Raw genomic sequence first — 12,113 nt, forward strand, 5'->3', positions numbered from 1 at the left:
AGTCGAGAACCGCTCAGCGCTTCAGGGACGCCCAGCGAATATCCTGGCCGTTGCTGACCGGTGAGAAGCGGATGCCCTCGACCTTGCTCGAATAGGGTCCGTACCAGCGGGTGTTGTAGACGAAGATGCCGGCGGCATCGTCGTTCACCATCTGGGTCATCTCCTCGTAGAGCTTGCGCCGTTCATCCTGGTCTGCCGAGACGAGCGCCCGATCGAGCCGCTTGTCGAATTCGGGATTGCTGTAATACGAGAAGGTGCGCGTGCCGTGATAGCGCGTGCCATAGAGCTCGCCGACCCAGTTGTTCGGATCGACATAGTAGGTGCTCTTCCACAGCGGCACGATATCCGCCTGCGTGTCGGCCTTGCGCATGCGGGTGGAGACGAGCGACCAGGGCGAGACCTCGACCACGACCTCGACCCCGATCTGGCGCAGGGTGCTCTGGAAGAGCGTCGCCGCCTGCTCCGACTCGCTGAAGCCGGCAAGGGCATTGATGGTGATCGGCCGCAGCGGCTCCGTCACCTTCTTCAGCTCTTCGCGGGCCTTGTCGAGATTGTAGCTGTAGCCTTTGAGGCCGGGCGGCGTGCCCCAGATGTTGTTCGGGTTCGGCCCCGGATTGCGCGAAACCGAATCCTTCATGATGCTCTTGATGAAGCCGTCATAGTCGAAGGCATAGGCCAGCGCGCGGCGGAAGTTCGGGTTGTTCATCGGCGGCTTGGTGCAGTTCAGCGCCAGGATGAACACGCGCATCGATTCCTGCTCGATGATCTGAACGTTGCTCGATTGCCGGAGCCGCTGGATCTGATCGTAGGGAAGGTAGCCGTCGGCGCCCTGGAAATCGCCGCGGATCAGGCCCAGCACGCGCGTGTTCGTCTCGAGCACCGTGCGGAATTCCAGGTCATCGAAAGGCTGCCCGGTCCAGCCTGCGAAATGATCGGCGAAGCGGCGTGCGGTGAAGCCCACGGCCGGATCATGCCGGCGCAGGGCATAGGATCCGGAACCCGCCTCATTCCTGGCGAGCCAGGCCTCGCCCCAGTCGCCATCCTTCTCATTAGCCTTCACCAGCGCGCTGTTGACCACGAGGATGTCGGGCACCGTCGTGAGAAAGATCGCTGACGGGGCATTCAGGTTGAAGACGACCGTGTGCGGGTCGGGCGCCTGTGTCGATCCGGGCTTGATGCTGGCGAGGTAGAGGCTGGCCGGGCCCTTCTTGAGAGCGAGGATGCGCTCGATCGAATAGACGACGTCGGCGGATGTCAGCGGCTTGCCATCGTGGAACTTGGCATTCTGCCGCAGCTTGAACGTGTAGACCTTGCCGTCATCCGAGACGGTATGGCTTTCCGCGAGCCATGGGATCATCTTGGGAGGATTGTCGACCCAGCGGTAGAGCCCGTCATAGAGATTGAAGCGCGAGGCGGCGCGGGCCGTGTCGAAAATGGTGTGCGGGTCGAGATTGTCGTACGGGCTGTTGTTCGCGTAGACGAACTTGCCGCCGGCCTGCGCCAGAACGCCCTCGATCGAGAACGAGGTCAGGGCTGCCGAACCCGCAATTGCTTTAAGTGCGTCTCTCCGTGTCGTCGTCATGCCGTCCCTCCATTGTTATCGTGTTTCAAGGACTGCCGGTCACCGAAACGACCTGGCCTGTGATGAAGTCCGCATAGTCGGAGGCAAGGAACATCACCGTGTAGGCGATGTCCTGCGGTGTCCCCGGACGGCGGCGGGCCGTGTTGGCGATCATGTTTTCCTGCCGCTCGGCCGAGTATGATTGCCACTGCCGCTCATAGTCCGGGCTCGTGCGCTGGAATCCCGGGGCAACTGCGTTGACCGTGATCCCGAATGGCCCGAGCTCCTGCCCGAGCTGGCGCGCCAGCCCGATCTCGCCAGCCTTGGCGGAGGCGTAAGCCTGGATGCCCGTCAGCGAGGTGCGCAGCCCCGCACCGCTGGCGATCAGCACGATCCGCCCCTTGCCACGGGCCTTCATGCCGGCGCAAACCGCCTGGGACGACAGGAAGGCGCCGGTCAGATTGACGTCGAGCACGGCGCGCCAGTCCGCCTCCTCGACCTCCTCGAGCGGCTTCGCGCTTTGCCCCAGAACCCCGCCGGCTACATAGACAAGGACGTCAGGCGCTCGCCCGCTGATCCTCTCGGCCTCCGCAATCCAACCGTTGACCGCTGCCTTGTCGAGCAGGTCGAGCTGCGTCGGGTGCGCCGGCAGGCCGGCCATCTCCTCCTTGAGTCGATCGGCCGCGAAAACCCGGGCACCCCTCGCCGCAAATTCCTCGACGATGCCGCGGCCGATCCCGCGGGCAGCTCCGGCGACAAGCACCGTCTGATTGGCGAACTCGATATTCACGCCGCATCCTCCAGCTGACGAGGCAGGATCTGCGGGTACTGCTCCAGAACATCGGCAAAGGCCCGTTCCAACGCCGCGACCGGATCCTTGCTGGCGGCGCCATCGGCATTCACCGCCGCGAAGAGCTCGTGTTTGACGAAGAAGCGCCACTCGACCGGCAGGGCGAACAACTGCTGCGACAGCCGGTCCCAGACGGCATCCGACCAGATGCGCTCGAAGCTCAGCCTCTCGGGGTCGAAGGTCATGCCCTTGATGCGCTCCCGCGGTGCCGACCGCAGAGCCTCGGTGGCAGCCTCGTCGACGACACCGTCCTCGACCACCACGCCATAGGCTCTGGCGCCGCCCTCGGTGACCTTGCCCCCGAGGACGTCGCCCAGGACGTCCTGAACCGGGCGCTCGAACGGATCGCCCCAGCCGCCTGCTCCCGCAGCCGAAATGGTCAGCACGTCGCCGGGTCCGCAGCGAACCACGTCGGTATTCCCCAGAGCTTCCGGCTTGGCGTTGCCGTTGACGCGATGGAAACTGCAGGTCGAGCCTGGCAGCCCGCCTTCGAGCCCCCAGCAGGAGAAGCGCACGCGGTCGCGGTTCCGGGCGGTCACGACCGAGTTCGGCGTGAACATCTGGAAGGTCATCTGAGCCGCAAGGCCACCGCGATAGCGACCAGGACCGCCGGAATCCGGCACAAGCTCATAGCTCCGGACGCGGATCGGCACCTCCGCCTCGGTGATCTCGACGGGCGTGTTCTTCAGGAAGGAGTTGGAACCGTCCTGCCCGTCCTCGAACGAGCTCCCGCCTCCGCCGCCGGTGATGGGATTGATCGAGGCCATGGCCAGGCGCCCCGTGCGACTGTCCGTGGTGCGCACGTTCAGGATGCCGCCGCCGCCCGCGGGGCCCGCGGGCAGGCGATCGGGCATCGCACGCGAGAAGGCTCCGATGACCATTCCCTGGATGCGCACGCATGTCAGGCTGCGCATGCCCGTGGCCGCCGGGTAGATCGGATTGACGACGGACCCTTCCGGCAGAATGCACTTAACAGGGCGGAGAAGCCCCATGTTGAGAGCGACTGTTCGATCGAGCGAATAGACGACGTAGTTGTAGCCGACGAGCGGCAGGATATGACGCGGCAGGCCGCCGGTCGGCATGTTCAACGCCGATTGCAGCTGCGGGTCGCTGCCCGTGAAGTCGAAGATCGCTTCGTCGCCCCGCACCTTGACGGACAGCTTCAGGCGGCAAGGGATGCCGCCCGGGCTGTCCTCGTCGATGTAGTCGGTGAAATCGTAATCCCCGTCCTGCATCGACGCGAAGAGCTGACGCGCCTGTTTCTCCGCCAGGTCGAGCACGCCATAGGTCGCGGCGCAGACGGTATCGACGCCGAATCGTGCGACGGCCTCGCGGATCTTGCGTTCACCGGTCTTGAGCGAGGCGATCTGGGCTTTCAGATCGCCCCAGTTCTGATCCGGCATGCGGACGTTGCGCAGCATGATGCGCAACACGCTTTCATTCATCACCCCGGCTTCAACCAGCTTCATGGGGGGAATCCGGATCCCTTCCTGCTGCACCTCCGTGAGCGCGCGGGACAGCGAGGCCGGCACGGCGCCACCCATATCGGTATTGTGGATATGGCCGACCGCGAAGCAGATCAGCCTGTCCTCATGGAAGACGGGCATCCACAGGTGGATGTCGGGGGCGTGGGTGCAGACATAGCCGGAATACGGGTCGTTGGTGATGCAGATGTCGCCGGGCTTGTAGTCCGCGATGGCGTCGATCGCGCCCTTGTAGTCGAGCCCGATGAACCAGGTCGCGCCGAGGTCCTTCGGGCTGGCGAAGGTTTGCCCGCACGGCGTCGTCAATCCGCTGGTGAAATCCTCCGTCTCCTTGACGAAAGCGGAATGGGCTGTGCGCAGAAGCGTGAACGCCATGCTCTCGGCCGCAGCCTCGAAATGGCTCTTCAGGATCTGCAGCGTGACCGGATCCAGCGCCGCCATCAGATCGCACTCCGCTTCAAGATCAGATTGCCGAAGCCATCGACATGGCCCTCGAAACCGGGCGGAGCCCAGGTCGTCGTATCGTCCTGCAGGATCACCGCCGGACCGGCAAAGGACGAGCCCGGGGACAGGTCGTTGCGATCGAAGAGTCCGGCCTCGACGATGGAGCCTTGATGGACGATCGGGATCAGCTTCCCGGGCTGAACCTGCCGCTCCGTCACGCGCTGTTCCGCGAAGTGGGGCTTGGGCGTAACGCCGGCGATGACGACGCGGATTGCAACGATCTGCACATCCGCCGCGTCGTCCGAGTGGTCGTAGATTTCGGCGTGGCGCTTGTGGAAGGCAGCGGCGATGGCGCCGTGATCGCCATCGACGACCCAGGACTGCTCCAGGGGCGTCTCGATCTCATAGGACTGGCCGCGGTAGCGCATGTCTGCCGTGATCGACAGCATGGCCTCGCCTGCATCGCCCTGGCCTTCGATCAGCCAGGCGCGCGCTTCCTTGGCGAGATCGTCCATCGCCCGGCGCAAGCCGTCGACTGAGCTCGGGCCGACATCGAGGAAGACCACGCGCACGAAGTCCGATCGCAGATCGGCCAGAAGGCCTCCCAGGGCGGCCAGGACACCTGGAGTCTGGGGGATGATGACCGACTGCATCCCCATGGCATCGGCCAGCAGGCAGCCAAGCATGGGGCCAGCGCCACCGAATGCCAGCAGCGCGTAGCCGCTCGGCTCTTCGCCAACCTGGGAGAACAGCCGGCTCGTCTCGCGATACATGTTGGCGACGGCGAGCTGGATGATGGCTTCGGCGGCGAGCTCCGGCGAGCGGTCGAGGCCCCTGGCGAGCGGCTCGAGCGCGGCAAGCGCGCGGGAGCGGTCGACATTGACGGCTCCGTATCCGAGCCCGCCGGCGCCCAGCACGCCGATCGTTGCGAAGGCATCGGTGATCGTCGCCCGCTCGCCGCCTCGGCCGTAACAGGCGGGCCCCGGCGTCGAGCCGGCGCTTTCGGGCCCGACGCGCAGCACCCCCAATGCGTCCACCGACGCAATCGAGCCTCCGCCGGCGCCGATCGAGGACACCGAGACCGTCGGAAGATAGATCGGATACGCCCCGACGAGCTCGCCGGAGCGGAAATCGGGCATACCGTCCTTCAGGAGGGCGACGTCGGCGCTCGTGCCGCCGATATCGAGGCTCATGACCCTCGGGAAGCCGGCCAGCTTGGCCGTGAAGCCTGCACCGATCACGCCGGCAGCCGTGCCGGACAACAGCATCTCGATGCTGCGAACCTTGCCGGCCGCCGCGGTCATGACGCCGCCATTCGACTTGGTGATCATCGGCGCCGGAACGACGCCCCGCTCGATCAGGGCGTCCTCGAGGCGGCCGATATAATGGGACACCCGTGGCTGCACCGCGCCGTGGATACAGGCTGTGATGGTCCGCTCGTACTCCCTGACGATCGGCCAGACGTCTGCGGAGCAGAAAACCGGCAGGTCAGGGCGCAGGCGATTGATCTCCGCTTTGACCAATCGCTCATGAGCCGGGTTCTTGTAGCTGTGAAGCAGGGCGATGACGATCGCTTCGGCGCCTCTTGCCTCCGCCTGCTCGAGGGCCGCGGCGATCGCTGCCGGATCCGGAACGATTTCCGCCACGCCATCCGCATTGATGCGTTCCAGCAAGGGAACCACCCGGTCTCGTGGAACGAGCGGAACCGGCCGGCGCGAGAACAGGTCGTAAGGATCCGGTATCTTGAGGCGAGCCAGCTCGAGCACGTCACGGAAACCCGCGGTGACGATGAGCCCGAGCTTGGCGCCCTTGCCCTGGATGATGCTGTTCACGCCGACAGTCGAGCCGTGGGTGAAGTAGCTGACCTGCGAAGGCGCGATGCCGAAGCGCTTCTCGATCTCGTCCAGCCCCTGAAGCACCTCGGCTCCAGGCGCATCGGGACGAGACAGAACCTTGAGTGTCCGCAGGTTCAGCGTCGCCTCGTCCAGCACGCTGAAATCGGTGAAGGTGCCGCCGATATCGACGCCGATGCGATAGCCCATCGCTCAGCTCCGGCTGCTGTCGACTGACGGGGCCGGCGCGCTAAGGCCCGCCTCGGAGGCGCAATACCGGCAGATCTCCTCATGCGTGGCGAACCAGACGGAGCCCTTCGCTTTCGCCGCTCTGATCACCTCGTCCAGAATGAAGATCCGCGAGCGGTGCCCGGTGATGTGCGGGTGCATCGTCAGCTGGAAGAGGCCGCCTTCCTCCGCGGCGACGTCCAGCTCCCGCAGGAAGATATCGAGCACCATCGGAGGGCCGCTATGAGGCCTCAGCCCCTTGAAGCGATCCATGCCGAAATAAACCGCATCGTCGCGGATCCACTCGACAGGCAGCTCGACGATCCCGGTCGGCTGCCCCTCGTCGAGAAGCTCGTAGGGCTCGTCGTCCGCCATCAGGGAGGAATCGTAAAGCAACCCCATTTCGCGCACGATCTTCAACGTCCATGGGCTGAAATCCCATGATGCGGTGCGCATCCCCTTCGGCTCGCGCCCGGTCAGCTTCGTCAGGGTGTCGCGGGCACGAAGCGCCAGATCGCGCTCGGTGTCGTAGTCGAGAACCGAGTTCAGCTCGTGGATCCAGCTATGGATCGCGACCTCGTGTCCGGCATCCGCAACCGAACGGGCCTCCCGGTCATGCAGAAGCGCCGCGACGGCCGGCATGAAGAAGCTGGCAGGAACGGAATGCCGGGCGAGCGTCGCCAGGATGCGCGGAATGCCCGATCGATTGCCGTATTGCCCCTGGCTGAGCTTCGAGTAGGAGCGTCCACCCTCCCGGAGCTCGTTCGTCTCGTGATCGGAGTCGAAAGACAGGGCGACTGCGAAGCGGGCGCCATCCTTCCAAACTCCGGGCTTGAGCGAACGCCCGGCCCGGACATGGCTCACGACCTGTCGCCAGGTCTCCTCGCTCCATGTCCAGGGCTTGGTGTCAGGGGGGAGCGTGACGTTCATGGGATCACTCAGCGATTGAACTGGAACCCGTCCACCACGATGTCTTGGCCCGTGATGAAGCAGGGGGTCGAAGTTGCTAGGAACGTGACGAGCTCAGCCACATCATCGGGCTTGCCCATTCGCTTCAGAGCGATGCCGGCATCGGCGATCGCGGGGCCGCGAGCTCGGGTCAGCGTGTTGCCGACCTCCGTCTCGATGATGCCCGGGCACACGGCATTGATCAGGATCTCGGGGCCGAGTTCCTTGGCGAGAGCCCGGGTCATCCCGATGATCCCCGCCTTTGCGGCAGCGTAGGCGAACCGGCTGACGGCAGCCGTCACGCCACCCGAATGCGCGTTCAGCGACGACATCGAGACAATGCGGCCGTTACCCTGGCGCTGCATGATGGGCGCGACAGCCTGGATGTAATTGAAGCAGCTCTTCAGATTGAGAGCGATCGTGTGGTCGAATTCGGCTTCGGTGATCTCGAAGATGCCCTTCGGCATCCCCTTCCCGGCATTGTTCACAAGGACGTCGACACGCCCCCATTGGCCGACAACCTCGGCAACAATACGGTCCGCCTCTTCTTTGAAGACGACGTCCGACTGGAAAGTCAATGCGCGGCGCCCAAGCGCTTTTATCTCTTCAGCGGTGCGAGACAGCTCGTCAGGCAGCAGATCAACGAGCGCAATATCCAGCCCAGCTTTCGCAAGAGACAGAGCGCAAGCGCGTCCGATACCTCGCGCGCCACCCGTGACAATCGCCACGGACGCAGCGTTGCTTGAAGTCATGGCATGCCCTCTTTCAAGAGTGTTGATTTCCTCTTGATTAAGAGTGAGCCTATCGCCGGCAAATTGGTTCGCCAAGAGAGATTCGGTTCACGTCCATGAACACTGAGGTCAAATCCGCAGCCCGTGTGCTGGACCTGCTGGAGTATCTCGCCGGCTGCTCGGAGCCCGTGAAGCTCAAGGAGATCGTCGCCGCGCTGGGATTTCCAAAGAGCAGCGCTCATGCGCTGGCGCAGACCCTGGTCTCACGCGGGTATGCGATTCAGGACGCGACCGAGCGCTACGTGCTCGTCCATGCCAGTCGGCATCAATCGGCATCGCGGGCCCTCGAAGCCCGTCTCCTGTCGGCTGCCCATCCGATCATGGAACAGCTTCGCGACGAAACAGGCGAGACCGTCATGCTGGCGGTTTTGACCGTGCGCGGCGATTGCCGGCGAATCGCCAAATGCGTGAGCCGGCAGGCTGTGCGCTACGATATCGAACTGGATGGCCTGTCCGATTCCTATTGCTCGGCGACCGGCCGCGTCCTGCTGGCGCATTGGGACCCGGCTCTCACTGACGGGTACTTTGCGAGAGCGCATCTCGTACCCAGGACACCCAAGACGGTCACGGACCCCGACACGATAAGGGGAATGTTCGAGACGATCCGCGCGGAAGGCATTGCCGTCAGCGACGAGGAACACGTCACTGGTTCCACGGGCCTTGCCGCGCCGATCTGGGGGAGAGAGGGCAAGGTGATCGCCGCTCTCAACCTTGGTGTCGTGGCGCTGCGCTATCACGCGCGCGCGAACGAGCTTGCGGAGCTTCTCAGGAACGGCGCGCGTCGCATAAGCGAACGGCTCGGCCACAGAAGCAGCCCGAATCCGGCCATCCTAACGACAGCACCAAGGCCGCCGCGAGCCCTGGCCGACGGCTAGGCTGGGTTGCCAGCGTAGGAACGAGCGGTCCTTCATCCTGGCTGCTGGAGATGGCGCGTCCGGCAGCCGTCTCGCACGTTCCTTGGCCGCGACGCGGTCTCTGCACGCAGGCGAGCATCTCGCGCCAGCCCGGGTGCGGGAAAAGAAATGCATATTTGCGCCCAGAAAAACAATTTGTTAATCGAGGTGCCGCTGCAGCGCCGGGCCAGCTGGCGGACAGATCCCAAGCCGTCGGCGCCAGGCGCGGTGACGGATTCCGTTCACGGACTTCGAAGGCAAAAGGGCCTCCCATGAAGATCATCATACTGCCCGGAGACGGCATCGGGCCGGAGATCACCGAGGCCACGCTGCGGGTTCTGGGGGCTGCCGACCGGGCTTTGTCGCTGGGGCTGGAATTCGAGCCGCACGAGATCGGTCTTGCCAGCCTGAAGGCGCAGGGCACCACCCTGCCCGACGCAGTGATGCAACGCATCCCGCAGGTCGATGGCGTGATCCTGGGGCCGGTTTCCCACTACGAATACCCCTCGCGGGACCAGGGCGGGATCAATCCGTCGGGCGAGCTTCGCGTCAAGTTCCAGCTCTATTCGAATGTTCGGCCCTGCCGGTCGCGCCCGGAGATGAGCATTCTGCGCAGGCCCATGGATCTCGTCATCATCCGCGAGGCGACGGAAGGCTTCTACGCGGACCGCAACATGTTCGCGGGCTCCGGGGAATTCATGCCCGATCCGGACATGGCGCTCTCGGTCCGCAAGATCACCGCCAAGGCCTGCGAGCGCGTCGCCCGCACTGCGTTCGAGCTTGCGAGCCTCCGCAGGAAGAAGGTCACGGCCGTTCACAAGGCGAATGTGCTGAAGCTCTCGGACAGCCTGTTCCTGCGGGAGGTCCGCAAGGTCGCGGCCGAATATCCCGGCATCGAGCTCGAAGAGCTGATCGTCGATGCAACGGCCGCGCTCCTCATCCGGACACCCGATCGTTTCGACGTCATGGTCACCACCAACATGTTCGGAGACATTCTCTCCGATGAGGCCTCCGAACTGTCGGGCAGCCTCGGCCTCGGTGGTTCGATCAATGCCGGCGATACGATCTGCGTCGCCCAGGCCCAGCATGGTTCGGCCCCTGACATCGCCGGCCAGGATATCGCCAACCCGACATCGCTCATCCTGTCGGCCGCAATGCTGCTGCAGTGGCGCGGGCAGCGCGACGGAAACCGAAAGCTTCTGGATGCCGCCTGCCTGATCGAGGCGGCAGTCGAACACACCCTCGACAATCCGGCGACGCGCACACGGGACATTGGCGGCGAGCTCGGCACGAAAGCCTTCGCCGGTGCCGTGATCGCGGCGATCCCGTCCATGGCCGCGCGCGTCGCGGCCGCCTGAGTGGGATCAAGCGGCCCGGCTACGGCCGCGAACTCGGCGCCTGCGGCATCCGGGAATTCACCAACATCAAGACCCTCTGGATCGGCCCCGCCAAGATCTGAGCGCGAAAGGAAGAGACATGTCGACAGCAGCCAGGCCGGCCGTTCTGCGGCCTTCCGAAATCCCGGCCCGCCAGCGCGGCGGCGGCGCCAGGACCATTCCCCTGGTCACGCGGCGGACCGGATCCACCAGCTTCATCAACGGCATCACGATCTTCGAGCCGGGTGCCGCGATCCCGATGCACAGACACAATTGCGAAGAAAGCGTCATGCTTCTCGAAGGTACGGCCATCGCGGAGATCGACAGCGTCGAATACCCGATCCAGGCCGGCGACATCACCTTTATCCCGGCGAACATTCCGCATCGCTTCCGCAACGTCTCCGACAGCGAAGGCATGAAGATCCTCTGGATCTACGCTTCGGTCGATGCGACCCGCACACTGCTCGAAACGGGAGACACCCGCTCCATCGACGAAGAGCACAAGGCCCCGATCGCGAATTGAGGGTGCCGCAGCGGTTTGGCAGCCTCCCGCGTCGATCAAGCCCGGCCGCGAGGTCTTGCCTCGAAGATCGGCCTTGCCTCGCTCCTTCGCCTGCGAAGGATGTCGCCTCCGCTCGCGGCCTGGCGATTCCGATATTGGCTATTCCATAGTATAAAGCCAGGTGGGCGCCGATGTGACCCCGCGTGATTTGCCATCGCCGCCATGACCTGCGATCACTCGCGCGTTTCAATGGCGCCGGACATGCCCCCCAGCCCTCTCGCTCTTCGCATCGCCAACGACATCATCGCGCGCATCGGCATGGGCGAATTCGGCACGGGCGCGCATCTGGCGACCGCGGCGCTTGCCGAGCGCTTCGAGGTCTCGCGCTCGCCGGTCCGCGAAGCGCTGGCCATCCTCTGCGACCGGGGCGTCATCGAAAGCCGTCGGAACCGCGGCTTCTTCGTGCTGCCGACCACGGGACGAAAAACCGGAGAGACGGGGCTGGAGCCGGTCGGCCCTCGTGAAAGCGATCCCTATTACGAGCTGGCGGAAGACTGGCTCAAGGACCGGATCGGCGCCGACCAGACCGAGCAGGCCATCCGGGATCGCTACAAGCTGACCCGCGCGCAGGCGCAGGACCTCCTGTCTCGCGCCGCCCGCGAAGGCTGGGCCGAGCCGAAGCCGGGCTATGGCTGGAAATTGCGCCAGGTCGCCAAGACGGTCGAGGCCTTCGAGGAAATCTACCGTTTTCGCGCGGTCATCGAACCTGCCGCCCTGCTCGAGCCGAGCTTCCGGTTCGACCGTACGGTCGCCGCATCCCTGCGCCGGACGCAGGAGCGGTTGGCCTCAGGCGACCTCGACGGGCTGGCGCCTGCGGCGATGACGGCGGCCGGCGCCGCGTTCCACGAGGGCATCATCAGGATGTCCGGCAATCCGATGTTCTTCTACGCGCTGGAGCGCGCCAACCAGTTGCGGCGGCTGGCGGAATACCGGCTCAAGGTGAATCCGCAGCGCATTGCCGTGCAGAGCCGCGAGCACCTGGAGATGCTCGACCTCCTCGCCAAGGGCGACAATCTGGAGGCGGCCCATCTGATGCGCCGGCATCTCAGCGGGGCGCTCGCCTCCAAATCGCCGGTCGTGCACCCGCGCGCCAACGACACAGGGTCCACGGCCTAGCCTCATCGACAAGTCCAATGGCATCGCC

Annotated in this window: 10 protein-coding genes; 4 read left to right on the top strand and 6 right to left on the bottom strand. The window is 64.8% G+C overall.

The genetic code is table 11. The features are described 5' to 3' along the window. Positions 1-13: 13 nt before the first annotated feature. Genes ACWIEX_RS24695 through ACWIEX_RS24720 form a run of 6 tightly spaced genes read right to left on the bottom strand, consistent with a single transcriptional unit; the run spans position 14 to position 8,099 of the window. On the bottom strand, positions 14-1,582 hold the full coding sequence (locus tag ACWIEX_RS24695) for an ABC transporter substrate-binding protein (protein WP_113584135.1): 1,569 nt from the start codon (positions 1,580-1,582) through the stop codon (positions 14-16). 25 nt (positions 1,583-1,607) lie between these two features. Continuing rightward, positions 1,608-2,351 (bottom strand): SDR family NAD(P)-dependent oxidoreductase, encoded by a 744-nt coding sequence (locus ACWIEX_RS24700; RefSeq protein WP_454035553.1) that lies wholly within the window; start codon positions 2,349-2,351, stop codon positions 1,608-1,610. Beyond that, entirely contained in the window at positions 2,348-4,336 is a 1,989-nt protein-coding gene (locus ACWIEX_RS24705; RefSeq protein WP_454035554.1) for a hydantoinase B/oxoprolinase family protein, read from the bottom strand. Before ACWIEX_RS24705 ends, ACWIEX_RS24700 begins: the two co-directional genes overlap by 4 nt. Then, entirely contained in the window at positions 4,336-6,381 is a 2,046-nt protein-coding gene (locus tag ACWIEX_RS24710; RefSeq protein WP_454035555.1) for a hydantoinase/oxoprolinase family protein, read from the bottom strand. The genes ACWIEX_RS24705 and ACWIEX_RS24710 overlap by 1 nt, the downstream gene beginning before the upstream one ends. A gap of 3 nt (positions 6,382-6,384) precedes the next feature. Then, on the bottom strand, positions 6,385-7,329 hold the full coding sequence (locus tag ACWIEX_RS24715) for a polysaccharide deacetylase family protein (protein ID WP_142114067.1): 945 nt from the start codon (positions 7,327-7,329) through the stop codon (positions 6,385-6,387). 8 nt (positions 7,330-7,337) lie between these two features. After that, positions 7,338-8,099, bottom strand: a complete 762-nt coding sequence (locus ACWIEX_RS24720; RefSeq protein WP_454035556.1) for an SDR family NAD(P)-dependent oxidoreductase — start codon at positions 8,097-8,099, stop codon at positions 7,338-7,340. Positions 8,100-8,194: 95 nt separating this feature from the next. Between ACWIEX_RS24720 and ACWIEX_RS24725 the strand changes: the two genes are divergently transcribed. The 4 genes from ACWIEX_RS24725 to ACWIEX_RS24740 all read left to right on the top strand — a co-directional run bounded on the left by ACWIEX_RS24725 (position 8,195) and on the right by ACWIEX_RS24740 (position 12,085). Next, positions 8,195-9,013, top strand: coding sequence for an IclR family transcriptional regulator (locus ACWIEX_RS24725; protein ID WP_454035557.1), 819 nt, complete (start codon positions 8,195-8,197; stop codon positions 9,011-9,013). Between the two features lie 290 nt (positions 9,014-9,303). Then, entirely contained in the window at positions 9,304-10,389 is a 1,086-nt protein-coding gene (locus ACWIEX_RS24730) for an isocitrate/isopropylmalate dehydrogenase family protein (RefSeq protein WP_454035640.1), read from the top strand. 118 nt (positions 10,390-10,507) lie between these two features. Further along, on the top strand, positions 10,508-10,930 hold the full coding sequence (locus ACWIEX_RS24735) for a cupin domain-containing protein (protein WP_454035558.1): 423 nt from the start codon (positions 10,508-10,510) through the stop codon (positions 10,928-10,930). Positions 10,931-11,170: 240 nt separating this feature from the next. Continuing rightward, positions 11,171-12,085, top strand: coding sequence for a GntR family transcriptional regulator (locus ACWIEX_RS24740; protein WP_454035559.1), 915 nt, complete (start codon positions 11,171-11,173; stop codon positions 12,083-12,085). Positions 12,086-12,113 lie beyond the last annotated feature (28 nt).

This window comes from Allobosea sp. NPDC055353 (assembly GCF_053644975.1).

Excerpts from the sequence above, each read along its gene's own strand:
- ACWIEX_RS24695 (WP_113584135.1), bottom strand. The coding sequence starts at position 1,582 with ATGACGACGACACGGAGAGACGCACTTAAAGCAATTGCGGGTTCGGCA.
- ACWIEX_RS24705 (WP_454035554.1), bottom strand. The coding sequence starts at position 4,336 with ATGGCGGCGCTGGATCCGGTCACGCTGCAGATCCTGAAGAGCCATTTC.
- ACWIEX_RS24710 (WP_454035555.1), bottom strand. The coding sequence starts at position 6,381 with ATGGGCTATCGCATCGGCGTCGATATCGGCGGCACCTTCACCGATTTC.
- ACWIEX_RS24715 (WP_142114067.1), bottom strand. The coding sequence starts at position 7,329 with ATGAACGTCACGCTCCCCCCTGACACCAAGCCCTGGACATGGAGCGAG.
- ACWIEX_RS24720 (WP_454035556.1), bottom strand. The coding sequence starts at position 8,099 with ATGACTTCAAGCAACGCTGCGTCCGTGGCGATTGTCACGGGTGGCGCG.
- ACWIEX_RS24725 (WP_454035557.1), top strand. The coding sequence starts at position 8,195 with ATGAACACTGAGGTCAAATCCGCAGCCCGTGTGCTGGACCTGCTGGAG.
- ACWIEX_RS24730 (WP_454035640.1), top strand. The coding sequence starts at position 9,304 with ATGAAGATCATCATACTGCCCGGAGACGGCATCGGGCCGGAGATCACC.
- ACWIEX_RS24735 (WP_454035558.1), top strand. The coding sequence starts at position 10,508 with ATGTCGACAGCAGCCAGGCCGGCCGTTCTGCGGCCTTCCGAAATCCCG.
- ACWIEX_RS24740 (WP_454035559.1), top strand. The coding sequence starts at position 11,171 with ATGCCCCCCAGCCCTCTCGCTCTTCGCATCGCCAACGACATCATCGCG.